This window comes from Haladaptatus sp. AB618 (assembly GCF_024136965.1).
Classification (GTDB): domain Archaea; phylum Halobacteriota; class Halobacteria; order Halobacteriales; family Haladaptataceae; genus Haladaptatus.
This window is the reverse complement of the sequence record NZ_JAMYJX010000005.1, coordinates 135198-160150: the sequence shown is the minus strand read 5'-3', so window position 1 is coordinate 160150 and position 24953 is coordinate 135198. Positions and strand designations below refer to the sequence as shown.

At 61.5% G+C, this 24953-nt stretch carries 25 protein-coding genes and 2 pseudogenes; 16 read left to right on the top strand and 11 right to left on the bottom strand.

Going from position 1 to position 24953, the window contains the following annotated elements; genetic code table 11:
- Nucleotides 1–2: 2 nt before the first annotated feature.
- The gene (locus NKF26_RS15975) at nt 3–1490 is read right to left on the bottom strand and encodes a hypothetical protein (protein ID WP_253228447.1); all 1488 of its coding nucleotides are present in this window, start codon (nt 1488–1490) and stop codon (nt 3–5) included.
- 117 nt (nt 1491–1607) lie between these two features.
- Here NKF26_RS15975 and NKF26_RS15970 point away from each other — a divergent pair, with 117 nt between their 5' ends.
- The 4 genes and pseudogenes from NKF26_RS15970 (at nt 1608) to NKF26_RS15950 (ending at nt 6154) form a co-directional block, all read left to right on the top strand.
- Nucleotides 1608–2147 carry a plastocyanin/azurin family copper-binding protein gene (locus NKF26_RS15970; protein WP_253228446.1) on the top strand — a complete coding sequence of 180 codons (540 nt, stop codon included), beginning with the start codon at nt 1608–1610 and terminating at the stop codon, nt 2145–2147.
- A 154-nt stretch (nt 2148–2301) separates the two neighbouring features.
- Nucleotides 2302–4022: pseudogene (locus NKF26_RS15965) on the top strand (thiamine pyrophosphate-binding protein).
- 74 nt (nt 4023–4096) lie between these two features.
- Nucleotides 4097–5062 (top strand): NAD(P)-dependent oxidoreductase, encoded by a 966-nt coding sequence (locus tag NKF26_RS15955; protein WP_253228443.1) that lies wholly within the window; start codon nt 4097–4099, stop codon nt 5060–5062.
- Nucleotides 5063–5458: 396 nt separating this feature from the next.
- Complete coding sequence (locus NKF26_RS15950) at nt 5459–6154, top strand: YqjF family protein (protein ID WP_253228442.1); 696 nt, start codon at nt 5459–5461, stop codon at nt 6152–6154.
- Between the two features lie 9 nt (nt 6155–6163).
- On the opposite strand, the gene NKF26_RS15945 is transcribed toward NKF26_RS15950, so the two are convergent.
- Nucleotides 6164–6757: an HD domain-containing protein gene (locus NKF26_RS15945; protein ID WP_253228441.1), complete on the bottom strand. Its 594-nt coding sequence runs from the start codon at nt 6755–6757 to the stop codon at nt 6164–6166.
- A 717-nt stretch (nt 6758–7474) separates the two neighbouring features.
- On the opposite strand from NKF26_RS15945, the gene NKF26_RS15940 reads away from it, so the two are divergent.
- A complete protein-coding gene (locus NKF26_RS15940) occupies nt 7475–8419 on the top strand; it encodes a DMT family transporter (protein WP_369682161.1) in 945 nt (314 codons plus the stop codon).
- 48 nt (nt 8420–8467) lie between these two features.
- Here the strand turns inward: NKF26_RS15940 and NKF26_RS15935 are convergent, their stop codons facing one another.
- Nucleotides 8468–9742, bottom strand: a complete 1275-nt coding sequence (locus NKF26_RS15935) for a Xaa-Pro peptidase family protein (RefSeq protein ID WP_253234572.1) — start codon at nt 9740–9742, stop codon at nt 8468–8470.
- A gap of 249 nt (nt 9743–9991) precedes the next feature.
- On the opposite strand from NKF26_RS15935, the gene NKF26_RS15930 reads away from it, so the two are divergent.
- From NKF26_RS15930 to NKF26_RS15920, 3 genes are all read left to right on the top strand, one after another.
- Nucleotides 9992–10747: an EthD domain-containing protein gene (locus tag NKF26_RS15930; RefSeq protein WP_253228438.1), complete on the top strand. Its 756-nt coding sequence runs from the start codon at nt 9992–9994 to the stop codon at nt 10745–10747.
- 102 nt (nt 10748–10849) lie between these two features.
- Nucleotides 10850–11377 carry a DUF192 domain-containing protein gene (locus NKF26_RS15925; protein ID WP_253228437.1) on the top strand — a complete coding sequence of 176 codons (528 nt, stop codon included), beginning with the start codon at nt 10850–10852 and terminating at the stop codon, nt 11375–11377.
- Between the two features lie 77 nt (nt 11378–11454).
- A complete protein-coding gene (locus NKF26_RS15920; protein WP_253228436.1) occupies nt 11455–11940 on the top strand; it encodes a GNAT family N-acetyltransferase in 486 nt (161 codons plus the stop codon).
- A gap of 96 nt (nt 11941–12036) precedes the next feature.
- On the opposite strand, the gene NKF26_RS15915 is transcribed toward NKF26_RS15920, so the two are convergent.
- The 3 genes from NKF26_RS15915 to NKF26_RS15905 are packed head-to-tail and all read right to left on the bottom strand — an operon-like array spanning nt 12037 to nt 13892.
- Nucleotides 12037–12432, bottom strand: a complete 396-nt coding sequence (locus NKF26_RS15915; protein WP_253234571.1) for a hypothetical protein — start codon at nt 12430–12432, stop codon at nt 12037–12039.
- A 44-nt stretch (nt 12433–12476) separates the two neighbouring features.
- Nucleotides 12477–13271: an alpha/beta fold hydrolase gene (locus NKF26_RS15910; RefSeq protein ID WP_253234570.1), complete on the bottom strand. Its 795-nt coding sequence runs from the start codon at nt 13269–13271 to the stop codon at nt 12477–12479.
- A 54-nt stretch (nt 13272–13325) separates the two neighbouring features.
- Nucleotides 13326–13892, bottom strand: a complete 567-nt coding sequence (locus tag NKF26_RS15905) for a response regulator transcription factor (protein ID WP_253228433.1) — start codon at nt 13890–13892, stop codon at nt 13326–13328.
- Between the two features lie 200 nt (nt 13893–14092).
- On the opposite strand from NKF26_RS15905, the gene NKF26_RS15900 reads away from it, so the two are divergent.
- Nucleotides 14093–14386, top strand: coding sequence for a hypothetical protein (locus NKF26_RS15900; protein WP_369682160.1), 294 nt, complete (start codon nt 14093–14095; stop codon nt 14384–14386).
- Between the two features lie 593 nt (nt 14387–14979).
- A complete protein-coding gene (locus NKF26_RS15895; protein ID WP_253234569.1) occupies nt 14980–15522 on the top strand; it encodes a SprT-like domain-containing protein in 543 nt (180 codons plus the stop codon).
- 7 nt (nt 15523–15529) lie between these two features.
- Here the strand turns inward: NKF26_RS15895 and NKF26_RS15890 are convergent, their stop codons facing one another.
- Together NKF26_RS15890 and NKF26_RS15885 are read right to left on the bottom strand one after the other, a co-directional pair.
- On the bottom strand, nt 15530–15772 hold the full coding sequence (locus NKF26_RS15890) for a hypothetical protein (RefSeq protein WP_253228430.1): 243 nt from the start codon (nt 15770–15772) through the stop codon (nt 15530–15532).
- Between the two features lie 184 nt (nt 15773–15956).
- Nucleotides 15957–16403: a universal stress protein gene (locus NKF26_RS15885; protein WP_253234568.1), complete on the bottom strand. Its 447-nt coding sequence runs from the start codon at nt 16401–16403 to the stop codon at nt 15957–15959.
- A 223-nt stretch (nt 16404–16626) separates the two neighbouring features.
- On the opposite strand from NKF26_RS15885, the gene NKF26_RS15880 reads away from it, so the two are divergent.
- The 3 genes from NKF26_RS15880 (at nt 16627) to hemG (ending at nt 19427) form a co-directional block, all read left to right on the top strand.
- Nucleotides 16627–16935, top strand: a complete 309-nt coding sequence (locus NKF26_RS15880; protein ID WP_253228428.1) for a helix-turn-helix domain-containing protein — start codon at nt 16627–16629, stop codon at nt 16933–16935.
- Nucleotides 16936–17100: 165 nt separating this feature from the next.
- Nucleotides 17101–18150, top strand: coding sequence for a ferrochelatase (gene hemH, locus NKF26_RS15875; protein ID WP_253228427.1), 1050 nt, complete (start codon nt 17101–17103; stop codon nt 18148–18150).
- Nucleotides 18147–19427: a protoporphyrinogen oxidase gene (gene hemG, locus NKF26_RS15870; protein ID WP_253234567.1), complete on the top strand. Its 1281-nt coding sequence runs from the start codon at nt 18147–18149 to the stop codon at nt 19425–19427. The genes hemH and hemG overlap by 4 nt, the downstream gene beginning before the upstream one ends.
- Here hemG and NKF26_RS15865 read toward each other — a convergent pair.
- From NKF26_RS15865 to NKF26_RS15855, 3 genes and pseudogenes are all read right to left on the bottom strand, one after another.
- Nucleotides 19428–20249, bottom strand: a pseudogene (locus tag NKF26_RS15865) (ABC transporter permease subunit).
- A 34-nt stretch (nt 20250–20283) separates the two neighbouring features.
- The gene (gene hemE, locus NKF26_RS15860; RefSeq protein ID WP_253234566.1) at nt 20284–21288 is read right to left on the bottom strand and encodes a uroporphyrinogen decarboxylase; all 1005 of its coding nucleotides are present in this window, start codon (nt 21286–21288) and stop codon (nt 20284–20286) included.
- Nucleotides 21289–21329: 41 nt separating this feature from the next.
- Entirely contained in the window at nt 21330–21527 is a 198-nt protein-coding gene (locus NKF26_RS15855) for a heavy-metal-associated domain-containing protein (protein ID WP_253228423.1), read from the bottom strand.
- Between the two features lie 265 nt (nt 21528–21792).
- Here NKF26_RS15855 and NKF26_RS15850 point away from each other — a divergent pair, with 265 nt between their 5' ends.
- The 3 genes from NKF26_RS15850 (at nt 21793) to nrdR (ending at nt 24940) form a co-directional block, all read left to right on the top strand.
- Entirely contained in the window at nt 21793–22389 is a 597-nt protein-coding gene (locus NKF26_RS15850; RefSeq protein WP_253228422.1) for an AsnC family transcriptional regulator, read from the top strand.
- A gap of 63 nt (nt 22390–22452) precedes the next feature.
- Nucleotides 22453–24216: a Rieske 2Fe-2S domain-containing protein gene (locus NKF26_RS15845; RefSeq protein WP_253234565.1), complete on the top strand. Its 1764-nt coding sequence runs from the start codon at nt 22453–22455 to the stop codon at nt 24214–24216.
- Nucleotides 24217–24454: 238 nt separating this feature from the next.
- Nucleotides 24455–24940, top strand: coding sequence for a transcriptional regulator NrdR (gene nrdR / locus NKF26_RS15840; RefSeq protein ID WP_253228420.1), 486 nt, complete (start codon nt 24455–24457; stop codon nt 24938–24940).
- Nucleotides 24941–24953 lie beyond the last annotated feature (13 nt).

Genomic DNA, 24953 nt, shown 5'->3' with positions numbered 1-24953 from the left:
GCTCACGAGACGACCGGCTGAGAGATTATCCAGAGCGAGAGCACCGTATAGCCGACCATCAGCGCGACCAGCGGGAGGTGACCGCGTCGTGCCGCCGCATTGGTTTCGAACCGTTCGACCGCGACGTAATGAGCGGCGACGACGGCGATGACGTGGCCGAGGACGATGAGGACGACCTGCGAACCCCAGAACACCGGAACCGGGAGCCAAGCGAGCGGGTTCGCGGTCTGTGCGCTCGGGGAGAGGGGATGAACGGCGACGGTGGCGAGTTGGGCGAGGTTTCGAAACACGTAGGGGTAGTTGTGGGCGACTTCGTACGCCGCCGCGATGGGGAGGACCGTCGGTGCGAAGTGCCGCGCCGAACCGTGCCAATCGGAGTCACGCGTCCGTTCGTCGGAACCGACGACGTAGCCGCCGTCGGTGTTCACCTCGGAACCCTCCGATGGTCGCTGGTCGGTACTGCCACCGCCGAGACGTTCGACGAGGTGACTGCAGAGGCCGAACGAGACGACGAAAACCGAGAGGCCAATCGCGTACAGCAGGATGCTGATCGCCGGTCCGGTCCCCAAGGAGTTCTGCACACCGACGAGGAGGTCTTGGTACGTCCGGGTGTTGGTGAACCCGTCGAAACTCACGGTGTACACCGCGGTGATGGCGAACAGAACGAGGGACGTATTCCGAACAGGGGTGAGGGTTCCCTGCCACGGCGGTCGGAGGGCGACGTCGGTACCGCCGTCGTCGCGTCGAGTGATGGTTATGGATGCCACCCGGCCGAACAGTCGGTAGAGAACGCCGAGGGGGTCAGCACGTCGGAACCACTCCGTCCCGTAGAGGAGGCTCCCGGCGACCATGACGAGCGTATACACCGCGAGGACGGCCGTCGTCAACAGCGGGCCCTTCTTCGGGATATACGTGAGGTTCTCCAGTATCCCGATCACGACGATGTAGCTCGCCAGCGCTGGCCAACTGCCGAGGCGCTCGGGGTAGGACCCGAGGACCGCTAACTCCTCCCCTTCGAGCCACACGAACACACGGTACAGCGCTCGCCACGGGGATAGGACGGGCCACAGCGTGCCGACGAGGATGGAGAGAAGGGCGACGCCGTGGAACCAGACCGGCCATGTGAAAACGGTCGCGAAGTTCTGGTACTGGTTTTGTCGGCCGACGATTCCGATCGAGAGTGCGGCCGCGAATCCGGCGAAGAAGACGAGTCGAGCGCCCAGTCGAAACGGCATCGAAATCGAGGACGGAAGGCGAAGAACGCACATTCGTCGGGTCGCCGCCGAAGGGGTTCGCTCGGTGAGCGCGAGCCATCCGGCCGTAAGCGCGACGGTCGCACCGGCACCGAGAAACAGCAGCGGGAGTGGAAGCGGGGAGGCGAATTTACTGGAGGGAATCGAGTGGGCACTCGCGAGTCCGAGGCCGAATCGGAGCGCGAACACGCCAATCGTCACCAGTGAAATCCCGCTTCCGATCCGACGACGATTCATCGTGTATCGCTCGTGTTCGGACGAGAAAAACAACACCGATTCTCGTTCGATCCCTCGGGTACCGATTCGACGCGCGTACCAGAACCGCCTTGCGATGTGACTCGGTACTCCCGACAAATGAATCGGCGCAGATTTCTCAAAGCGACGGAGGCAATCGCGACGGGAAGCGTCGCCATCCTCGCCGGTTGTGCCAACGACACGGGCGGAGGAGCGGATTCGACGCGGACGAAGTCCCCGACCGAGACCAACACCGTGCAGATGGTTAGCGGGAGCACGAGCTACTACTTCGACCCCATCGGGTTGTTCGTCGAGAAGGGGGAGACGGTCACGTGGAAGAGCAAAGTCGGTGCCCACACCTCGACCGCCTACGTCGACGGGACCGGTCCCGCGACGGTGACCCGCATTCCGAACGACGCGAGCGGATGGAACAGCGGCATGATCTCCGGGGGAGGACAGCAGTTCAAGCACACGTTCGACGTTCCGGGGACGTACGACTACTTCTGTATCCCACACAAGAGCCTCGGAATGGTCGGACGCATCGTCGTCGGTAGTCCGGGAGGACCGGCCGAAGGGAGTATGCCGCCCGACGGGAAGGTACCAACGAGTCAGCGAATCGTAAATAGCGGCGCGATTTCGTACGAAGAGTTCACGGGATGAGACGGATAGCTCTCGAATCCGACTCGGCCTATTTTCCGGGATAACTCGGCGCACCGAACTGTAGCCGTGCCACCGTTCCACCGATGCGGAACGTAAAGGAACGACCGTGATAATCGACAGAACGAAGGGACGGGAGCGGGTTGCTTCGACTACCATGACAGGCGCTGACGACAGCGGGGGAGAGACGACGAGCGAGGCGTTGGTTTCCGTCCTCGAATCGCTGGGCGTGGAGTACGTGTTCGGCTATCCGGGCGGGCGCGTCATCGAACTGCTCGACGACCTCCCGGAATCGAGCGTGGACGTGGTTCGACCGCGCGACGAACGTGAGGGGAGCGTGATGGCCGAGATGTACGGCAGGATTCACGGGAAGCCCGCAGTGCTGGCCGGGCAAGGGCCGTGGATCGGCAGCCTCGGCGTCATCGGGCAGATGGAAGCACGACTCGCGTCCTCGCCGATGGTCGTCCTGACGGAGGCGAGCGAGCGCGGCGACTACTCGACGCTCGCCCCGTATCAGCAGTCCCGCGGCGACTACGGCGGCCTCTCGCTGCCGAAGATTCTGGACGGTGTGACGAAGGAACACTGGTTCCCGCGCACGCCGACCGAAACCCTGCGAAGCGTCCAACTGGCGTTCAAACACGCGACTGCGGGACGGTCGGGACCGACCGCCGTCATCCTCGACGGAAACGCGATCACACAGGACGTTCCGGAGAACCCCGTTCCTCCCGTCTGGGACAGCGACGAACAGGTTCGAAACTGGGAGTCGAAGCCGACGGACGAAGACGTGTCCGCGGCGGTCGAGGCGCTCGAATCGGCGGAGCGCCCGGTCATCGTCGCCGGGAACGGCGTTCACTCCGCGGGGGCCTACGACGAACTCCAGGGCGTTGCGGAGAACTACGACGCGGTCGTAACGACCTCGTATCTGGGCAAGTCGGTGATTCCGGAGACCCACGACCTCGCGGCGGGCGTCATCGGGTCGTTCGGCCACGAAGGCGCGAATCAGGTCGTCAGCGAGGCCGACGCCCTGCTCGTCGTCGGGTGTCGAATGAACCCGATGGACACGAACTGGCAGGCACCGTCGTCATCCGGCCGGACGAACAGACCATCATCCACGCCGACATCGACACGCGAAACGCCGGGTGGGTGTACCCCGCCGACGTGGGCCTCATCGGCGACGCGAAGGAGAGCCTCCGGGCGCTTTCCGATGCCGGGAGCGCCGAAAACGATTGGGCACGCGAACGGGCGGAAACGGCCCGGGAGTCGTTTTTCACCGAGAAGTGCGAGAGCGACGCCTCTCCCATCAAACCCCAGCGCGCGGTGAAGGAAATAGAGGCGATGGTGGACGAGGACACCATCGTGACGGCCGACTCGGGCAACAACCGATTCTGGCTGCTGAACTACCTCCAGACGCCCGCCGTCCGGACGTACTTCGGGTCGGGCGGCGTCGGCGGGATGGGGTGGTCCGCCCCGGCCGCCGTCAGCGCCGCCATCACCACGGACAAGGACGTCATCGGTGTCGCGGGCGACGGCGGCTTTACGATGACGATGACCAGCGTCGAAATCGCCGTCGAGAACGGCGTCGCGCCGACGTTCGTCGTGCTGAACGACACCAGCCTCGGCATGGTTCGCCAGATGCAGAAAGAAGACGGCGACATCGCGGGCGTCGAGTTCCACGACACCGACTTCGTGAAAGTGGCCGAAGGCTTCGGCGCAGAGGGAACGCGAGTCACGACGCCGGACGAACTGGCCGACGCACTTCGGGAAGGAAAGGAGAGCGACCTGCCGTTCGTCATCGACGCGCGAATCGACCGCGAGGAGGACATGGCCGACCAGTTGGCGTCGTCGTTCTACGCCGAAACCGGCGGACTGCACGAGTGACAACGACCGAGTCGAAACACATCACGAAAAAACAGGAAGGAAACCTTTTCCTCCCATCCAGCGAGTAAAAAAACATGGCGCAAAGCGAGACGGTGCTCGTCACTGGCGGAACAGGTTTCATCGGGTCGTACACCGCGAAAGAACTCCTCGAACAGGGACACGACGTGGTCGCCTACGACCTTTCGACCGACCCGCGCATTCTGGAGAAACTCGGCATCGCCGACGATGTGGAAATCCGACGCGGCGACATCACCGACTCGACGGACGTGATTCGCGCGGTGAAGGAGTCGGGTGCGACCCGCATCGTTCACCTCGCGGGACTGCTGACGACGACGGCCCGCGAAAACCCGCGGGCCGGAATCGAAGTGAACGTGCTGGGGACGAACAACGTCATGGAGGCCGCTCGAACGCTCTCCGACCAAGTCGAGCGCGTGGCGTGGGCGTCCTCGGCGGCGGTGTTCGCGCCACCGACGAACTACGACACCGAGTGGGTGACCGAGGACGACCTCGTCTACCCCGACACGCTGTACGGCGCGGCCAAGGAGTTCAACGAACACCAAGCGAAAGTCTATTTCGAGGACCACGACGTCTCGCACGTCGCGCTCCGCCCGACCGTCGCGTACGGCCCGTACCGCGAAACCGGTGGCTCCGCGTTCCTCGCGAACATCATCGAAAAGCCCGCACTCGGCGAACCGTTCTCGGTGGAGTACGGCGATCAGGTCATCGACTGGCAACACGTCGAGGACATCGCGCAGGCGTTCCGCCGCGCGGCGTTCACGCCCGACGAGGACCTGAGCCAGCGCGTCTACAACGTCCGCGGCACCGTGGCGACGATTCGGGAAGCCGCCGAGACGGTCGAAGAAATCATGCCCGACGCCGACCTCGACGTTTCCGACGAGGGAGAACTCCCGTGGACCCAGATGCTCGACATGACCGCGATTCAGGAGGACATGGGCTACGAACCGCGCTACGACCTGGATAGCGGCTTCCGCTCGTACATCAATGTCCTCCGCCAGGAGAACGGGCTGGAAACGGTCTGAGGACTCTCTGTTTTCGCCGCGGTCGTTGACGTTTTTGGAGAAGTTTCGCATCGAGAGTGACCATCCCGAGCCAACGGCGAAATCATTCGAGCATCGATTTAGATAGCTATTCGGATAGCTTTCTAGATAGCTTTGTGAAAATCCACATGACGGCGACGAATTAGCGGCGGATGACGCAGCAGCGAATGATGACGGTTCGACGGGATGGTCCATCATTGTGACGAGCGCCAAATAGGGTGGTGAGCTCTCGATGAAAGATAGATTTATAGAAAGATTTCTGGATAGATATCTGTAAATCCACTCGTGTTCACGAGAACGAACCGAGCGAGACACCACTTCGCGCCGAATATCCCTCCGACGGAACCCCTTTGAGCGATCCGTCACAAGTTTCGGACGATGATTGGTGTCGAGATGGGATGGCGACAACTGCTGTTCGCCAATTGGCCGGTCGAACCGGAAGTCGTGGAGCGAGGGCTACCCGAAGGGTTGGAGGTAGACACGTACGACGGACGAGCGTGGCTGAGCGTCGTCCCGTTCACGAACGTCGCGGTTCGTCCCCGAGGGCTCCCCGAGGGCATCGGGGTAGACCTCCCCGAACTCAACCTTCGAACCTACGTCACGGTGCCCGGAGAGGACAGACCGGCCGTCTTCTTCTACAGCCTCGACGCCGATGGATGGCTCTCGGTCCTCGGCGCTCGGTTGGCGTTCGGGCTGCCGTACTACAACGCGGAGATAAAAATGGTGGAACGGGACGGGGCGATCCGCTACCGCAGTCGGCGCGCACATCCGGGTGACCAACCGCTGCGGTTCGACGCGCGGTACGAGCCGACCGGCGACCGACTCGACGCCGAACCGGGGTCGCTGGCGGCCTTTCTCACCGAGCGCTATCGGTTCTACGTCGGCGGCCCGGGCGGAACGATCGCGTACGCGAACGTCGATCACGACGTGTGGTCGCTCCGCCCGGCGACGGTGGAATTCCGGAAGAACGAGGTCTTCCGGGCGAACAACTTCGCCGAACCGGACGGGGAGCCGATCTGTTACTACAGTTCCGGCGTGGAAATCACGTCGTCGGGCCGTAAGTGGTTGAAATAAAATCGAGAGTTACTGCGTCTGACTGTACTTCTCGACCCACTCCTGGAGCGTGATTCCCATCGCGGACTGGGTGATGGCGTTCGAACTCGCCGAGTTCGCGCTCTTGACGAGTTCGGCTTCGAGCGTCCGGGTCGGAATCTCGCCGAGGAAGTGCGGAATCGCCCGCTGGACGGAAATCGGACAGCCGACCTCGTGAGCCAGCGCGTACCCCGACAGGGAGTGGGGAATTTCCTCGGTGGCGTACGTCGGGTCGGGGTCGAGCAGTTGGTCCACGTCGGCGAAGTCCACGTACTCGTAGCATTTCCCCACGTCGTGGAGCAGACACGCCGCGATGATGGCGTCGTCGTCCGGGTCGGCACCGTGGAACTCGCGCTGTTCCTCCGCCGAGCGCATGGCGATTCGGGTTACTCCCCGCACGTGTTCGACGTTAGTCTTCTCGTGGATGTTCCACGCGTACGGGATGTCCTCGATGTCCTTCCACCCGCCGCGGTCCAGGGCCAACACCCACGCCTCGATGACCTTCTCGCGCAGTTCGTCGTCCTCGATCGACTGGAGTTCGGGATACGCGGCCTCGACCTGTTCGCGGTACTCCGGTTCGCTCATGCGGGATAGATTATGATTGCGAGAACGTAATGGTTCGTGATGAGGATAGCGCGAGGGGGACGTTTGCGGTGAAGAGAGGTATTTGGTTCTGGTTTTCTTGTGAACACAGTAATTACGATGAAGAGTCAAAACCTCCCCGCTCGTTCGCTCCGACGAGACGCGTTTAGTGGGGTTGCGATTTCAGCTGCTACGAGGAAGTCCCAGAAAGCCCCCGCCCGCTCGCGGCCGCTGTTGCAGGATATTTTGGCCTCACGCCGCTCGGGCAAAATAGTGGCCTCCACAGCGACTAAAACAAGCGCGAGCGGGCGGCCCCTTTCATTCTACCCAAACAACGCACCCGCAACGCACCACACCCTCCCCAGCCGATTCCCTACAGTGCTCCCGCTGGTCACACCTTCGGTCATCCCTCGCGCGGGCGCACTAGCGTATCGCCTTCGCGCGCCGTGCGGTTGGGTCATAATCGGTTAGCCCATCTAACTGCACGGCGCGCGCTGACGAAGTGAGGAGGATAGCGAGGAATTGGGTGGAGTGTCTTTCGCAGTGCGGAGGCAATCTTCACGCGGCCCGGTACGGGAAATCACGATAAAACCGCGACGGTCGTTCGTAGCGATTTTAGTCTAAGCTACTGTGATGACGCCTCTAACTCAAGGTCGGAGTTTTCTCGTCCTCGCGTTTCGTATCGAAACCCACCTAAACCGCGACAGCAAGATGGAGGTAATGGCCAGTCGCCGCGACGTCGTCCTCTATCTCGCGCTCGCCGCCATCTGGGGAACCGCGTTCCCCGCCACGGAGGCGGCACTCGAAGGATTTCGCCCGGTCGCCCTCGCCGCCGTCCGCTTCGACTTGGCCGCACTCGTACTCCTCGCCGTCGCCGCCGCGTCCGGGCGCTCCCTCATTCCCCGAGGGCGGGGAGACTGGACGCCCATCCTCGTCGGCGGCCTCTTCAACATCGGCCTCCACCACGCGCTCCTCTTCGCCGGACAGCAGTACGTCACGAGCGCCGTCGCATCGACCCTGTTGGGTCTCGTTCCGGTCCTCACGCCCGTCGTCACCTCGGTGTTCCGCCCGGACGAGTCCATCTCCGCACGAGGGGTCGTCGGTGTCGTCCTCGGGTTCGTCGGCGTCGTCCTCATAGCGAACCCGAGCGGTGGACACCTGCTGAGCGACATCGGCGTCTGGTTCGTCCTCGGTGCCGCCGTCGCGTGGGTCGTCGGTGCCGTCTTCACCGACGAAAACGACGCCGGACTCCCGGGTCTCAGCCTCCAAGCGTGGATGCTCGCCGTCGGTGCGCTAGGCCTTGATATCGCGACGTTCGTCGTCCCCGGCCAAGGGTTCGCCGCCACCACGCCGACGACCACCTCGCTCGCGTGGGTGGGCTATCTCGCCGTCGTTCCCGGTGCCGCCGGGTTCCTCATCTACTTCCGTCTCCTCCACCGCCTCGGACCCATCGAGATGGGACTCATCGAGTACGTCATCCCGCCCTTCGCCGCCATCTTCGGCTGGTTCGTCCTTGGCGAGGGACTCACCCCGACGACCGGCGGGGGGTTTCTCGCCATCCTCGGTGGATTCCTGCTCGTGAAGTGGCCGCGGGTCGTCGGTGGGGTTCGGGGCTATGTCGATGGCCGCGCCGGTGGGAACTCCGAGTCTTCGAACGCTGACTGATAGCTCGATACGGAACACATTTTCGAGAAAAATCAGCTACTGCACCGCTCAGTACTCTATCTGTGTAATCTCCTCGACGGGCCACTGACTCAATATCTCGACGCCGTTCTCGCGGACGACGACCATCTCTTCTACCCGCACACCCTGCCGGTCGGCGGGTTCCATCGTCTCGACGGCCATCGTCATGCCCTCCTCGATTTCGATGGGGTGGTCGGGCGAGATACCGCGCCAGATGAGCGGCACTTCGTACAGTTGCAGGCCGAGGCCGTGCGCCCAGTGGTTGGTCGTCATCTGCCAATGGTCGGTGGCGTCGTACCAGTCGGCGTGTTCTCCCTCCATGTCGGGGAAGCCCTCGCAAATCTCGTCCGTCGTCGCGCCGGGTTCGATGCGTTCGAGCACGTCGTAGAGGTTGTCGCGGGCGATTTCGTAGGCGTCCTTCTGGGCTTGGGTGGGTTCGCCCATGCTGAACGTTCGGTAGTAACAGGAGCGGTAGCCCATGAAGCCGATGTTGTAGAAGTCGGCGTAGACGATGTCGCCGGGGCGCATGATCCGGTCGGTGGTGTTGGCTTGGTGTTTCGGCCACGTGTTCGGCCCGGAGGTGACGTAGCCACCCTGCACCATCGCGCCGAGACGCCAGAGTTCGCTGCTGGCTTCGCCCCACACTTCCGACTCGCGGACGCCCGGTTTCGCGGTTTCCGTGATGCGCTGGAACCCGGCCTCACAGAGCGCGGCGACCATCCGCAGGCACTCGATTTCGTCGCGCGTCTTGACCTTCCGGGCGTCCTCCATCACCTTCGCACAGTCGTCGGTGCGCACGTCAACGCCGCGGTCCTCGAACTTCGAGATGAGCGGAGCGTTGCCGATGTCGATGCCCATCGGTTCCTTGGCGACGCCGTACTCCTCCATCGCCTCGTAGACGAGTCCGGCCATCTTGTCCTTCAACCAGTTTCGGGCCGAATCCTGGCCGGACGCTCGCGGGACGTTTCCGAGTCCGGGGCAGGCGTAGCGGATGTCCGAAATCCACGGGCAGTTGAACTTCTGGTTGCTCGCGTGATCCGCCGTATCCCAGTGAATGATGTCGCCGTTCTCGGTGAGCAGGGTGTAGTGGTCGGCACCCGACCCGCCGGTCATGGCGAGCCCCGTCACGTAGCGGACGTTCGGGTCGTTGATGAGGAGCATGCTCCCCAGTCCCGCCTCGCGCATTCGTTCGAGAGCGCGCTCCTTTCGCTCCTCGCGCATCCGCTTCATGTCGATCCGTTCCTCCCAATCGACGCCCATCGTTCCGCGCGTCCCTTCCATGAAATCGCGTTGATAGAACCCCATGATACTCGTTACTCCGAGGTTTGTATTGAAAGTAGGTGACTTACCCGTCGGTGCTCGGGGAACGCACTGCCATATCGGGTGAGCGTATCGCCGTTTCGAAACCCCCTTGTAAACATCGGAAACGGTGGTGTGACACCGGAAACAGTGGTGTTAACGGAGGAGTTGCTCGGAACGAATTCACGTTCGAAAAAAGGGGACGGGGTCGGCTTCGAGTGCTTTATCATACCACGGATTGTGTCCTCGAATGAAATGTACAAACACGTTGCCCTGCTGGTTCGAAAGGACGATATGAGCCACGAGGAGTTCGTGGAGTACTGGCAGAACAATCACACGAAGATCGCACGTGATATCGAGGGCGTCGTCAAGTACAGCACCGTCCTCCCGGTGACGCCCGACGCCGCGGAGTTCGACGGACTCGCGGAACTGTACTTCGAGGACTTGGACGCGCTCCACGACGCCCTGGGCAGCGAGGGGAGCCGCGATTACGACCCCGAGAAGGGCAAAGCGAAGGAGGCCCGCGAGGACGTGAACAACTTCCTCGCGCTCGAAAAGCGTCCCCGCTTCATCGGCGAAATCGTCACCCAAAAGGACGAAACCGCAGCGCGAGGCACCGACCGCGAGGACGACGTGGACGGCGATACCGACGGCCTGTACAAACACAGCGCGTTCCTCGTCCGCAAGGACGGCATGAGCCACGAGGAGTTCGTGGACCACTGGCAGAACAACCACACGCCCATCGCCCGCGAAATCGAAGGCGTCGTCAAGTACGACACCGTCCTCCCGACGGACCCCGAGAACGCCGAGTTCGACGGCATCGCGGAGTTGTACTTCGAGGACCTGGACGCGCTCCACGACGCCCTCGGCAGCGAGGGAAGCCGCGACTACGACCCCGAGAAGGGCAAGGCGAAGGAGGCCCGCGAGGACGTGAACAACTTCCTCGCGCTCGAAAAGCGTCCCCGTTTCATCGGCGAGGAGACGGTCCAGAAGGACGTTACCCAGGAGTAAGGCGGAGAGACGGAGCGAGTTTCGTTTTCGGCAATTGTGAACGGGGGACGGCCAGTCGAATCGCACCACGTATTTTTGTCAGTTGCTCCCGTTTTCAGGCGCATGCGTGTGAGCGCGACCCTGTTGGTCGTCTGTCTCGTCGTGCTGGCCGGGTGTACCGGGGGCATCGGACTCGGGCAGGAGCCTGGAAACGGGGGCGAACATCGGACGACGAAGGTCGAAGAGACCGTCAGCGCCGCGTTCGTCACAGGTGGGAACCGGACGGCGGTGACGCTCGAAGTCGCGAACTCGCCGAGCGAGCGCGAACACGGACTGATGTACCGAAAATCGCTGCCGAAAAACCACGGGATGGTGTTCGTGTTCGGCAACCCGCAGGTACAGTCGTTCTGGATGAAGAACACGCTGATCCCGCTCGATATGATCTTCGTCGGTCCGGACGGCACCGTCCTCAACGTCGCCCACGCAGACACGCAACCGAACGCGAGCGATTGGAAACTTCGGGAGTATCGGAGCGATGGGAACGCGAAGTACGTCGTCGAGATGCGACAGGGATTCGCAAAGCGGGCAGGCATCGAATCGGGGACGAAACTCGTGTTCGAGGATGGAACGCCGACGACCGAACAAAGCTGACTTTTCGTTCCGCAACACGAGTTGTGATTCATCATCGTTACCACGGAGCACGGCGAACGGCAATTAGGGGGAGACAAATGAAGATTCGGCCAGCGAACGAGGATGATTTCGAATCGGTTCGGGATGTCGCACGCCGTGCGTGGAGCGACGCCTACGCCGAAATCATGGACGGCGAGAGTATCGACGGTACGATAGCCTCGTGGTACTCCGACGACTCGCTAACGGATGCGGTCGAGCGGCCGGGAACGCTGTTTCTCGTTGCGACCAGGGACGACGACGTGCTCGGATTCTGTCACGCGATATGTCACGAGGATGAAGGTGATCTGCTCCGACTGTACGTCGATCCGGACCACTGGGGAGATGGCATCGGAAGCGCGCTGTACGAGCGGTTACGGAGCGACTTGCGCGACATCAACATGAAACGAATCCGGGCGATGGTGCTCTCGGAGAACACGAGGGGAACCGGATTTTACCGGCGGTTAGGGTTCGAGAAGAGCGATGAGGCGACGGTGGAAATCGGCGACGGGGAGTACGGAGAATCGGTGTACACGGTCGCACTCTGAGTAAGAACACAAAGCATTTACCATATCCCCGTCAATTTTGGCGTACCTCGGGTAGGGGTACACGAGGTATTTCTTTATCTACACGTGGAGCGGCGGCTATTTCGACCAATCGTCCTCGAACAACTGATACGCGCTGGCGAGGTTGAACAGCAGTTGGCGCTTCGATCCGCCCGCATCGAGCGCACTCGCGGTGGCGTGAACCACCTCGGAGTATTGGATCGTTTCCTCGGACACCGTCGAATGATCGGACCCGAACTCACCCTGCGAAAACGACGCTCGAACTGCCGCACGCTGCTGTCCTTCGAGGAGTTCGAACAGTCGCCAGTAATCCACACCGGCACGGCGTGCATCCACCAAGGCGGCGCACAATCGCCGTTCGAACCGTCGTTCCGGTGATTCGGCCGCTCCGTCGTCCAACCCGAGAGCGCTCCGTATCTTTGCTTCCTTCTCGTCACCCATGTCCGAAAGCTGTGAACTCAGCCACTTTACCATTTTGGATAATCACATCATATATTCGTTAGGTTATGCGGCATTCGTCACGATAGCCGATGAAGAAACGTCCGTAGCTCGGCGTATGCGGGGTCGTATCGCTCGCGGAAGATGCAGTGACCGGCGTCGGGAATGTGAACCAGTCGTCCGTCGGATAGGTTTTCGGCGATGTCGAGATCTTCGGCCCGCGTTTCCGTATCGGCGTCCGCCTTGAGCACGAGCGTCGGACAGGTGATATCCGCGAACGCCCGTTCCAGACGGGGATAGCCTTCACGCGGTATTTCGGCGATCTGCGGGCGACATTCCGTGTTCGCAACGGCGAGGCGACGGGCCAACCCGGGGTCACAGTTCGGATGGTCGCGTTCGAGTTCCTCAAGCGAACTGTTCGACCACTCGCGGACGTTCTTACGAACCGTCTCCGCCCGCTCGTCCGGACCCATATCGGGCGGTCCGTACATCCCCGCAGGGTCTTCGAGAGCGATCGCACGCGGGAGGTCGGGGTGCGTCGCGGCCGTCCACGCCGCCGTCGATCCACCCATCGAATGGCCGAGCAGGATCGGGTCGTCGAGGGAGAGCGCTTCGACGAGTCCGACGAGGTCGGCGACGCGGTCCTCGATTTCGTACCCCGATTCGGGGGCCTCGGACCGACCGTGACCGCGGGCGTCGTACGTCACGATGTCGTACTCGTCCGCCAAATCGGCCACCAACGGTTCCCAACATCGACCGTTGGCGTAGAGGCCGTGTGCCATGACCAACGACGGTCCCTCGCCGGTGCGGTAGTACTGTAAATCGACGCCGTTCACGGGACAGGAGTCCGTCGTCCAGTCGTCGGGAAGATTCATACGAGAACAGGTTGGAACGAACCCAAAAACGTGTCGACCGGAAAATCAGTCGATTCAGTCGAGGTCGCGAAACGCGCCGACGAAGTCGTCGTGGCTCTCGAGGTCGTCTCGGGAGTCGTCGACGGACTCACGAAGGTGCTCGACTTCCGCCTCCAGTTCCTGATACTGCTCGTTCCGGTGGAGTTCGTCTTCGTCCTTCTCCGTTTCGAGGACGGCCTTCTTGGAGGCGAGCGAGAAGTACTCCTGCATCTTCGCGTCGTATTCGACCCGTGTCAGCATTCCACCGACGGTCGTGTACAGGTCGTCCTTCGAGACGGGTTTGACGAGATAGTCGTCGAACCCCATATCGATGATGTCGTAATCGGGTTTGACGGCAGTCACCATCACGACTCGGGAGTGAAGTTCGCGGTTTCGAAGTTCCGCGAGCACCTCGTCGCCGGAGAGACCGGGCATTCGTCGGTCGAGTAAGACGACATCGACCCCGTCGTCGAGCATGTCCAGCGCCTCACGGCCTTCGTACGCTCGCCGAACGTCGTAGGAGTCCTCTAACCACGTCGCATAGAGGTCGGTTACGTCTGCCTCGTCATCGACGACGAGTATCGTTGGTTCTTCAACAGCCATGATTGGATTCGAGTGTGCCGGTTTTTCCACCGAACGGAATTTGTTAATGAACCATTCGCTAAAGCATCTTTATATCTTGTGGTTATGAAATCCAAGAATAGTTAAAGATGTGCTCAAGCATCCGGTCTAGCATACATTCACCAGTACCGGAATAAATAACAGGGATGACTCCGAAGGAAGGACTGGTATGCCGAACACCAGTGGTCGATTTTGCCGGACCCTCCGGCAGTAACACTACCCCCCAAGACCGATTCGAACGGCTCATCGAACTACCACCGAGTGCGAAACTCGTCTATCGGGTTCTCACGGACGAATCGCCGATGACACAACAGCAGGTTCGGACGGACGCCTTGCTACCGGCACGCACGACACGTGATGCATTGATGAAACTCAAAGAGGAAAACCTCATCGAGGAACGGTTGTATCTTCCCGACGCTCGAAAGCGACTCTACGCACCACTCGAAGTCGTGCGACCCGACGATGTGACGGAGTAGTTGAACCTCCCATTTTTGTGGAAGATAGAAAAAACTGTCTCGTGAATGTAAAGTATAGGTAAACGCACCGGGAAGGTGCGTACCCTGACTGGTAGTCGTCAACACGTTCCGCCACCGTCCCCAGTGGAAACAAAAAGCCCCCGGCTATTCGCGGTTCGGCTTTCTATTACAAGTGCATTATATAGCAAGGGCCAGTCGAACGGCCGCCGTCCCATTCATGGTCGTTCGTCACGTTCGTTTATCGAGAAGCATGACGTCGGACAATCACGGTGGAATGGGTTCTCGCCGGCCACGAATCGAAGCTTCGGACCCACAACACGAAACGGAACATCGACTTTACGAGCGGTTACACGCCGAAATCGCGTCCCTCCATCGACGCCTTGCGGAAACCCAGCGAAGAGTGGCAACGCTCGAAGCGGAACGGGAGCGATGGAAACGTGTCCTTCGGGCGTGTTCGATGTGTGGACGAGTCAGCACTCGGCCGGAACCCGACGATAGATGTCCCTACTGCCAGACCGGTCGGCTCCATCGACTGTAGTCGGGGCTGGGGGAGACGGGCAACGCTATAATCCGTCGATTCGAACCATCGTCCGATGGGGCCGGAAACCCGCGATGAGTTGCTCGACGCAGCGGAACGCTACGCCAGAGTGGTTCCGATCCCGGTGGATTTCGAGCGGGTCGAATGGGAGTGTTCGGACCGCGCAGTCCGCCGTGCAGGTGCCTGTCTCTACGATCACCGAATCGAGCAGGTAACGATTCGATTGACGTGGGAGGCCTATCGCTCGTTCGGGTGGGACGAGTTCACGGGGACGATTCGACACGAACTGGTTCACGCGTGGGAGTTTCAACAGTTCGGTGAGTCCGGACACGGACGACGGTTCAAAACGAAGGCGCGCGAACTCGACGCGCCACGCCACTGTCGTTCGTTCGCGGACGCGCGTCTCCGCCTAGTCTGTTCGTCCTGTGACTGGGAGGCACGGCGGTTTCGTGCATCCGAAGCGGTCAAGCGACCGGCAAAACGACGGTGCGGAAGCTGTGGTTCGCGGTACCGGGTGGAGCACGTCGAGAGCGGGAGACGGTGGCGAACGCACGCCGGATATCTGGTCGCACGACGGAAGCTCGATGGCGATTGGTAACGACGAGTCAGTCGGTAATCGTCCCGATGAACGTGAGCAACTCCGCGAGCGGTTCCGCGTTTCCTTCCGGATACAGCGTGCCACTGGGACCGTCGGGCGCGGACAACACGTCGGCGTCTTCCAGGACCGAGATGTGTTGTTGGTAAAACGTCGTGTAGACGGTCGTTCGGTTGTCCGTCGTCCAATCGGAGCCGAACTCCCGAGCGGTGACTTCGTCCACGAGCGTCCGCATCGGGATTACGTCTGACACGTTCGCCATAATGGAGATAGCGTGTCGGCGACGTTCGACGCGACACAGGTTGAACAGGTCGTCGTGGGACAGATCTATCGGTGTAGAAACAGGTTCACTACCGAACAATCGTCCCAACATTGATACGATTGTCAGCGGAGCATCAACTTACGTGTTGTGGTTCGGAGGAAACGATGGGTGGGGATTATTCCGTGACGACGGTGACGGCACCGTCGAAATCGAGAATGACCGACTGCGTTCGGTCGCCGAACAGCGCTTTCCCCGTTGGGGAACGCTTCCGGCCCGCGAGGAAGACGTGGTCACAACCGAGGTCGGTTGCGGTGGCAAGAATTTCGTCGCGCTCGTCGCCGATGCGACCCACCGACTCGTGTTCGACGTCGACGCCGTCGAGTACCTCACGCCCGAGGTCAGCGGCGAACTGTCGAGCACCTTCGAGTGCCTGCCCTGCGGTGTAGGAGCTTTCGAGGTTCGGAATTCGTTCCAGGGACGTTCTCGTCTCCTCGTACTCCTCGTTGGTCGTGACGTGGAGCAAGACGAGTTCCGCCCCGACGCCCGCGGCGAGTTCGCCCGCTTCCCGAACCAATGCTTTTGTCGACTCGGATGCCTCGATGACGGCGAGTGCCCGTTTCATACCAAATATTGCCAAACCCAGAGGATAAATAATTTAGGTTATAGGTTGACGCTATCGGGCGAGTCAGTCTGTGAGTTACTAGCTCGAAACGTTTCGACAGGTCGGCGACGAAGCCTCACGATTCCGTGCTCGGCCTGCCGACCATATTCGGTATCACTTTGTTACGTGGTTGGAATACGAACCGATATATACCTTCGCGGAGTTGGGTGCAACGAGAACACGAATGTCTTCGGAATCTCTTGACGTCTGCCCGGTCGTAAAATCGGTCGAGCAAATCGGGTCCCAATGGCGATTGGTCGTCCTCCACGATCTACAGGACGGCGAGAAGCGCTTCAACGAACTCAAACGCTCGACGGGTGCGAGTTCGCGGACGCTCTCGCGCGTGTTGGACGACCTCGGCGAGATGGGTTTCGTCAGTCGCCGTACCGAGGAAGACGCGCCGATAGCGACCTATTACAGCCTCAACGAGAAAGGTCGCTCGCTCTGTCCGATCTTCGAGGAGCTAGAACTGTGGGCCGCCGAGTGGCTCTAGCCGAAAGGAACTCTCTGAGGGCCATCAACTGGGAATCGTTCGTGAGATACAGTTCCATTTCGAGAGCGATTCGTTTTCCAAACTGGACGTCGTCTGACCCGTGATAAAATCCTCGACGACGCGGCAAACGACAACTATTCGGCGTATCCGCCCCGAACATCGACTATGACGACTGGCGTCGTGGTACTCAATTTCGGCGAGCCGGACGAACCGACGCGGGAGAACGTGCTCGGCTATCTCGAGCGCATCTTCATGAACAACGCCGACCTCGAAGGTGATACCACCGAGGAGGAAGCGCGCCAACGGTCCCGGCAGTTGGCCGAGCGACGTGCCCCCGGACTCATCGAGGAGTACGAGGAGATCGGCGGATCGCCGCTCGACCCGCAGGCGAAAGCGCAAGCCGACGCGCTGGAGGCTGAACTCGACGAACGGGGATTCGACGCGACGACTTACGTCGGGTTCCAGTTCACCGAACCGTACATCGGGGACGCAGTCGAGCAGGCCCGCGAGGACGGTGTCGACGAACTCATCGGGCTTCCCGCCTACCCGCTCTGTGGAGCCTCGACCACCGTCGCCTCGCTCGAAGAGCTCACGAACGCGGTAGAAGAGCAAGGCTGGGACGTGCCGGTCCACGAGGTGACGGGGTGGCACAGACACCCGACGTACAACCGGATCCGCGCGGAGAACATCCGCGAGTACGCCGACGAGGAAGACCTCGACCTGACCGACGACGACACCGAACTGCTTTTTTCGGCACACGGAACGCCGAGCCACTATCTGGACGAGGGCAGTCGCTACGACGTGTACGTGAACGAGTTCTGCGACGTGATGGCGAGCGAACTCGGCCTCGAATCGTATGCGCTCGGCTTCCAGAACCACGGTAACCGCGAGATTCCGTGGACGGAACCCGAAGTCGAGGAGGTCGTCGCCGACCTCGATACGGAGCGCGTGGTCGTGGACCCCATCAGCTTCATGCACGAACAGAGCGAGACGCTGTCCGAACTGGACGACGAACTCCACGAGGAGGCCGAAGAAGCGGGTCTCGACTTCTACCGCGTGCCGGTTCCGCACGACGACGAGCGATTTTCCGACGTTCTCGCCGACCTCGTGGAACCGTTCGTCGCCGGATTCGACCCGTCGTACTACCAGTTCCGCCAGTGTCAGTGTAAGGACACGCCGGGAACGATGTGTCTCAACGCCCCCCTCGACGAATGACGGTCGGAATCGTCGGCGCGGGCATCACCGGCCTCGCGCTCGCCCACAACCTCGACGAGGCGGGAATCGACTACGTCGTCCTCGAGGCCGACGACGAACCGGGCGGCGTGATTCGGAGCGGCCGCGTCGACGGCTACCTGCTGGAGTGGGGACCACAGCGTCTGCGACGCACGGGACCGGTGGACGAACTCATCGCCGACCTCGGTCTAGAAGACGAAGTCATCGAAGCCGGGGACACGAAACTGTTCGTCTACGCGAACGGCGCGCTCCGTCGTGCGCCGTTCTCCATCGAGGAGTTCGGCACCACCGACCTGCTGTCCTGGCGCGGCAAACTGGACGTGCTGGAGGAGCCACAAACCGATCCGGTGGACCCCGAGGAAACCGCCGCGGAGATGTTCACGCGGAAGTTCGGCGAGGAAGCGTACGAGAACCTCATCGGCCCGCTTTTCGGTGGGACGTACGGCTCACTCCCCCATCGAATGCCGGTCAAGCATTCGCTCTCCGGCGTCATGCGAATGGAGGAGACGTACGGCGACCTGCTGACGCCCGTCCTCAAACGCGCGATGGCCGACGGCAGTTCCGCCCCCGCGATGACCTTCGAGGAGGGCGTCCAACGGCTTCCGGAGGCGCTCTACGACGCCCACGAGGAGAACGTCCATCTGGAAACCCCAGTCACCGAAATTCGGGAGCAGGGAGAGGGATTCGTCCTCGAAACCGACGACGGGTCGTTCGACGTGGACGACGTGGTCGTCACCACGCCCGCCGAGGTGAGCGCCGACCTCCTGTCGAATCTCACCGACACGGCAGAATCGCTCCGAAGGCTGAACTACAACCCGCTCGCGTTCGTGCACCTCCGGGCCGATTCCGACCGGGACGGCTTCGGCTATCAAGTGCGCCACGACGAAGGACTCGATACGCTCGGCGTCTCGTGGAACGCGAGCATGTTCGGACGGACCGGGAAGGCGGAAAACGGTGAAAGTGGAGTGTACACCGTCTTCCTCGGCGGGATGAAGAACCCGGGACTGCTCGAAGAGAGCGACGGGACGCTCGGCGAAATTGCAGCGACGGAGTTTGCCGACGTGATGGGAAGCGACGCCGAGGTGCTGAGCGTTCACAAACTCCACCGGGGATTCCCGGCCTACGACGAATCGTGGGACGCGCTGGATGAATTCGAAACGCCGGACGGAGTCCACCTCGCCACGAACTACACCGCGAGGATGGGCGTCCCGAGTCGAATTCGGGAGGCGAAGGCGTTGGCGGGACAGTTGGCGGAGTAATCAGTCCAGTTCGGCATTTTCGAACCGCCAGTAACCGACCGCGAGCGGGACGATTCCCCAGACGAGCAGGACGACGAGGAATAGCCACGGGGAGAGATACGCCGGGGATTGGCCGCCCGAGGCGATTCGGAGGGGCGGGAGCAAGGACAGATGAAGCAGTCCTTCGTAGGCACCGGACGGACTCAGCCATTTCACGAGGTAGGTCCACGCCGGATAGGGGGCGACCATCATCGAAGAACCCGTTTTGAGGTACGCGACGATATTGACCAGCATGCCCCAGAACAACTGAAAGAGGGCGAACGCGCCGACCGCGAGGATTCCGGCGCAGCGGTTCGATTTCGCCAGTCCCGACAGTCCGACGCCGATTGCAACGTACACGGCACCGAGGAGAACCGTCGCCGCCGTGAACAGCGCGTACGGTCCGAGCGAAAACCGGCCGAACTGCGAGACGATGAAGACGACGGCGAGGAGGAAACTCGCCAACGAGGGGATGAGGGCGACACCGCAGCGGGAGATGAACTTGCCGTCGAACACGTCCCGTCAGGAGTGTGGCAACCCGAGCAGGAGTTTCATCGTTCCCGACTCGCGTTCGGCGGCGATCGCGCTGTACCCGACGAACAGTCCGATCAGGGGAACGAGCACCTGTGCCGCGGGGTAAACGTACTGCACTACGTCCACCGCGGTTCCGGTGCTGTAGGAGCGAATCGTGTAGAAGTACGACCACAGAACGACGAGCAGGGCGAGGACGACCGAAACGGCCCAGAACGACTTTTTCCGAGCAAAATCGAGAAAATCCTTGCGGGCCACCAATCGGAGGGACATACAGGGTCGTGTCGTCAGATAGAAATAAAATTTCCTATCGTTCGACTTCTTTCGCCGCCTCGACGAACGCCTGCGCGTTTTCGACCGGCGTCGTCCGGTCGATGCCGTGGCCGAGGTTGAGGATGTGGCCCGAGTCGCCCGCCTTCTCGATGACCTTGTGTGTCTTCTCCTTGACGAACTCCGGACTGCCGAGCAAGTAGGACGGGTCGAGGTTGCCCTGAACGGGCGTGTCGCCCAACTGTTCGCGGGCGTCGGCCATGTCGATGGTCCAGTCGAGGCCGACCACGTCCGCGCCCGATTCGGCGAGCAGGTCGAGTTTGCCGCCGGGGTGGCGCGCGAAGACGATGGAGGGCACGTCGATGGCGTCGAAAATGCGTTGGTGGAGCGGCAGGACGAACTCCCGGTAGTCGTCGGGAGTCAACACGCCCGACCACGTGTCGAACACCTGTATCACGTCAGCACCCTGTGCTTGTTGGTACTTGACGTACTCCACCACCGCGTCGGTGAAGATTTCGAGGAGGTCGCGGAACGCTTCGGGGTGGTTCGTCCGGAACCGACGGATCGGTTTCCGCGACGTGGGTTCGTCGCCGACGACGTACGAGGCGAGCGTGTACGGCCCACCGGAGAAACCGATGATGCTCGTTTGATCGCCGATGCTGTTCTGGAGTCTGGTGAGCAGTTTCCCGACGTAGTCGATTTCGGTGGCGACGTCGGTGAACGCCGTCGGAACGTCGTCCGGACTGACGACGGGGTTCGAGACGACCGGACCGACGCCGCTCTCGATGTGGTACTCGAAGCCGAGGGGTTCGAGGACGGTGAGGATGTCCGAAAACATGACGAGACCGTCCGGTTCGAACAACTCCCACGGCAGAAGGGTGATTCGTTCGGCCACTTCGGGCGTCTTGATGGCCTCTTTGAAGGAGTAGTCGCTTCGGATGTCGCGGTACTCCGGGATGTATCGTCCGGCCTGCCGCATCAACCAGACCGGCGGGCGTTCGGTACGTTCGCCGCGCGCGGCACGAACCAACAGGTCGCTCATGGCTCGAAATTGGCCGGATAGCGTCTAAGCGTTTCGACTCTTCAGGCCGAGGCGTCGTAGCCAGCGTCCTGAACCGCGGCGACGAGATCGTCAGTGTTCGCGTCGCCCTCGACGGTCGCAGTCCCGGCCTCGTGGTCGGCGTTGGCGTCGGAGACACCCGAGACGTCTTCGAGCGCTTCGACGACATTCTGTTCACAACCGCCACAACTCATTCCGTCAACGTCGATGGTTTCGACCATACACCAGTATACTCACCGCTTACTTTTTGCGATTGCGGGAAAAATCCGAAGGTAGCCAACGGAAAGAGGTAAGGGGGGATAGCCGCCGTTTCCGTTCGATACCGAACTGACGTCGAATAGATGCCGGACGAATGCCAGATAGAACAGATAATTCATTTTTTAAACAAGTGAAATTTTGTATTCACCCGAATATATATTCGAAGTCACCGGCAGAGATTCGTGATGATAAAAACTGTTTTCCACCTATAACACGAATATCAGCATTATGCGACAACTCGACGACACTGACCGGGAGATCATCCGGTTGCTCGTAGAGGACGCACGCCGCCCTTACAACGAAATCGCCGACACGGTCGGTCTCTCCCCGCCGACGGTCTCCGACCGCGTGGACCGCCTCCAAGAGATCGGAATCATCCGCCGATTCACCACGGATTTGGATCAGGGAATCCTCATCGACGGACTCGCGCTGCTCATCACGATCAACGCCAAACCGGGCCACGTCGATGCCATCAAGGGGTCGCTCGGGTCGTTCGACGGGGTCGAACACATCTTCGTCACCGCCGACTCGCACGTCGTTTGTAAGGCGAACCTCCACGAACGGGCGGTCGAAACGCTGCTCTCGGACGCCGTCGAAGGCGACGCCGTCCGCGATTACGACGTCCAGTTACTCGTGGACGAGGAGTGGAACCCGCAACCGGGAACCATCGAGTTCGCCCCCGACTGCGTGGAATGTGGCAACACCGTCACGAACGAGGGCGAATCGACGCGCATCGAGGACGAACTGTATCACTTCTGCTGTTCGTCGTGTAAGTCCCAGTTCGCCGAGCGGTACGAACGCCTGCAGGAGGGCGTGGCCGACTGACGGGACGGTTACATAAATCCGTTTCAGGGAAGGGTTTTGATGCCATGTGACAATATACCAACCATGGCAACGAAAGGTTCGTTCGTCCGAGTCGCTGACGCGGACGAACTCCGAGAGGACACCCCGCAGATCGTACAGGCGAACGGCCACTCCATCGGGCTATTTTTCCACGAGGACGAGTTCTACGCGATAGATAACCGCTGCCCCCACATGGGTTTCCCACTGACGAAAGGATCGGTGGACGACGGCGTCCTGACCTGCCACTGGCATCACGCGCGATTCGAGATGTCCTGTGGCGATACCTTCGATCCGTTCGCCGACGACGTGCAGACCTACCCCGTCAAGGTCCGGGATGGCGAGGTGTACGTCCAACCGAACCCGCCGCGGACGGAACCGCCCGAGGAGCACTGGCGCAACCGTCTCGAACACGGATTGCAGGAGAACATCGACCTCGTGGTCGCCAAAGCCGTCATCGGGTTGGAGTCCGAAGGCGTCCCGTCCACCGTCCCGGTGGAACTCGGGGCGGAGTTCGGCACCCACTATCGACAGGCCGGATGGGGACGGGGGTTGACGACGCTCGGCGTGATGGCGAACCTGTTGGACGACGTGCGGGCGGAGGACCGTCGGCGGGCGCTCTACGTCGGACTGACCGAAGTCGCCGACGAGTGTTCGGGCGAACCGCCGTTCTTCGTTCAGGAGTCGCTTTCAACCGAGGACATTTCGGCAGAGCGACTGACCGAGTGGTTCCGCGATAACATCGAGGTGCGGGACTCGGACGGAGCGGAACGCGTACTCAGGGCCGCAATCGGCGAAGGACTGGATGAGTCGAAAATCGCGGGAATGCTCGTCGCCGCCGTCACCGACCACCTCTACCTCGATACCGGTCACCGACTGGACTTCATCAACAAGGCGTTCGAGACGCTGGACCACGTCGGGTGGGAGCACGCGGACGACGTGCTCCCCAGCCTCGTTCCGGGGCTAGCGTCGGCGAACCGGGCGGAGGAAAACTCCTCGTGGCGGCAACCCATCGACGTGGCGGAATTGTGTTTCGACGCCGCCGACGAACTGCCGGAGTTGCTCGAAGCGGGGAAGGGAGAGACGTGGACGGAACCCGACGACTTCGTCGAAATTCTCCTCGGCGAGGACCCGCACGCCATCATGGACGCGGTCACGGGCGCAATCGAGGACGGCGCGACGGCGGCGGAACTCGCGCAAGTCGTGACGTTCGCCGCCGCGCGACGCGTCGCCCAGTTCGGAACGTCGAACGAGTTCCGCGACTGGAACACCGTCCACCACACCTACACCTACGCGAACGCGGTGTACGGACTCGCGGGGCGGACGGACGCGTCGGAAGCCTATCGCGGCGTCTTCGACGCGGCGATGAGCGTCTACCTCGACAGGTTCCTCAACACGCCGCCGACGCCGATTCCGGAACCGGACGGAAACCGCTTGCCCGACACCGTGCTGGACGAACTGATGGAAACCTTCGAGGTGGAGTCCAATGCGGAAGTGGACAGAGCAGGAAGGCTGACGGCGGAGTATCTCGAAGCCGACGGAGACACGGACCTGCTGAAACGGAAACTCGGCGAGGCGCTCCTGAGAGAGGACGTCGGGTTCCACACCAGGCAGAACGTCGAGGCGGCGTTCGACCAGTACGACACGCTCGCGGGCGAAGGAACCGAGAAGAGCGAACGAAGGGCGCGGATTCACCTCATCGGGACCGCTCGTTACCTCTCGGCGCACACGCCGACGCGGCGGGCGGGCGAACAGACGTTCCGAATCGCCGAACGACTCAACCGTGGCGAGAAGATCCACGAGATGGACTGAGCGGACGATACCTACGAACGGGCGGGTGGACAGTTTTTCGGTGGTTTGGACTCGTAGTGGAAGGGCCGTCCATCGGAGTACGCATTGCCGTGCCGAACACAAATCAAGTTGATTTGTATTATTGAAACTCGATTGGGAAACGTTTATGCCGTAGTGACTGGACACCACATATAGCGGTTGGAAGAAGCGAGACCCCATATGTGGGCTTAAGCAACAGGAGGTGCAAGGAGTGACAACCATGAACTGCCCGGATTGCGGGAACGAACGGACGCGAGTCATCGACACCACGAGCGCCGACGGAACGTCGGTACGACGGCGGCGCGAGTGCCAACGGTGCTCGTTTCGATTCACGACGTACGAGCGTCCGGAATGGGACTCCCTCCAGGTGAAGAAACGCGACGGGAACATCGAGTCGTACAACCGCCGGAAGCTCCGTGCGGGGATCGATCGAGCCGTCGAAAAACGCCACGTGAGCGAGGAAGCGGTGACGAGTCTGGTCCAGGAAGTGGAGTCCGACCTCCAGAACCGGGACACGCGCATCGTCTCGTCCAGCCTCGTCGGTGACCTCGTCTCCGAGCGCCTGCGCGAACTGGACCAGGTCGCGTACATCCGGTTCGTCTCCGTGTACAAGGCGTTCTCCGAACCGGAGGAGTTCCTCCGCGAACTCGACGCGGTTCTCGACGCGGAACTGGACGACGACCCTCCTCATCCGACCGACAAGTAAAACGAGTCAACGA

Excerpts from the sequence above, each read along its gene's own strand:
- NKF26_RS15895 (WP_253234569.1), top strand. The coding sequence starts at position 14,980 with ATGGGGCCGGAAACCCGCGATGAGTTGCTCGACGCAGCGGAACGCTAC.
- NKF26_RS15885 (WP_253234568.1), bottom strand. The coding sequence starts at position 16,403 with ATGAAACGGGCACTCGCCGTCATCGAGGCATCCGAGTCGACAAAAGCA.
- NKF26_RS15975 (WP_253228447.1), bottom strand. The coding sequence starts at position 1,490 with ATGAATCGTCGTCGGATCGGAAGCGGGATTTCACTGGTGACGATTGGC.
- NKF26_RS15920 (WP_253228436.1), top strand. The coding sequence starts at position 11,455 with ATGAAGATTCGGCCAGCGAACGAGGATGATTTCGAATCGGTTCGGGAT.
- hemE (WP_253234566.1), bottom strand. The coding sequence starts at position 21,288 with ATGAGCGACCTGTTGGTTCGTGCCGCGCGCGGCGAACGTACCGAACGC.
- NKF26_RS15955 (WP_253228443.1), top strand. The coding sequence starts at position 4,097 with ATGGCGCAAAGCGAGACGGTGCTCGTCACTGGCGGAACAGGTTTCATC.
- hemG (WP_253234567.1), top strand. The coding sequence starts at position 18,147 with ATGACGGTCGGAATCGTCGGCGCGGGCATCACCGGCCTCGCGCTCGCC.
- NKF26_RS15940 (WP_369682161.1), top strand. The coding sequence starts at position 7,475 with ATGGCCAGTCGCCGCGACGTCGTCCTCTATCTCGCGCTCGCCGCCATC.
- NKF26_RS15945 (WP_253228441.1), bottom strand. The coding sequence starts at position 6,757 with ATGAGCGAACCGGAGTACCGCGAACAGGTCGAGGCCGCGTATCCCGAA.
- NKF26_RS15930 (WP_253228438.1), top strand. The coding sequence starts at position 9,992 with ATGTACAAACACGTTGCCCTGCTGGTTCGAAAGGACGATATGAGCCAC.
- NKF26_RS15910 (WP_253234570.1), bottom strand. The coding sequence starts at position 13,271 with ATGAATCTTCCCGACGACTGGACGACGGACTCCTGTCCCGTGAACGGC.
- NKF26_RS15970 (WP_253228446.1), top strand. The coding sequence starts at position 1,608 with ATGAATCGGCGCAGATTTCTCAAAGCGACGGAGGCAATCGCGACGGGA.
- NKF26_RS15880 (WP_253228428.1), top strand. The coding sequence starts at position 16,627 with ATGTCTTCGGAATCTCTTGACGTCTGCCCGGTCGTAAAATCGGTCGAG.
- NKF26_RS15915 (WP_253234571.1), bottom strand. The coding sequence starts at position 12,432 with ATGGTAAAGTGGCTGAGTTCACAGCTTTCGGACATGGGTGACGAGAAG.
- nrdR (WP_253228420.1), top strand. The coding sequence starts at position 24,455 with ATGAACTGCCCGGATTGCGGGAACGAACGGACGCGAGTCATCGACACC.
- NKF26_RS15950 (WP_253228442.1), top strand. The coding sequence starts at position 5,459 with ATGATTGGTGTCGAGATGGGATGGCGACAACTGCTGTTCGCCAATTGG.
- NKF26_RS15845 (WP_253234565.1), top strand. The coding sequence starts at position 22,453 with ATGGCAACGAAAGGTTCGTTCGTCCGAGTCGCTGACGCGGACGAACTC.
- NKF26_RS15935 (WP_253234572.1), bottom strand. The coding sequence starts at position 9,742 with ATGGGGTTCTATCAACGCGATTTCATGGAAGGGACGCGCGGAACGATG.
- NKF26_RS15850 (WP_253228422.1), top strand. The coding sequence starts at position 21,793 with ATGCGACAACTCGACGACACTGACCGGGAGATCATCCGGTTGCTCGTA.
- NKF26_RS15905 (WP_253228433.1), bottom strand. The coding sequence starts at position 13,892 with ATGGCTGTTGAAGAACCAACGATACTCGTCGTCGATGACGAGGCAGAC.
- hemH (WP_253228427.1), top strand. The coding sequence starts at position 17,101 with ATGACGACTGGCGTCGTGGTACTCAATTTCGGCGAGCCGGACGAACCG.
- NKF26_RS15855 (WP_253228423.1), bottom strand. The coding sequence starts at position 21,527 with ATGGTCGAAACCATCGACGTTGACGGAATGAGTTGTGGCGGTTGTGAA.
- NKF26_RS15925 (WP_253228437.1), top strand. The coding sequence starts at position 10,850 with ATGCGTGTGAGCGCGACCCTGTTGGTCGTCTGTCTCGTCGTGCTGGCC.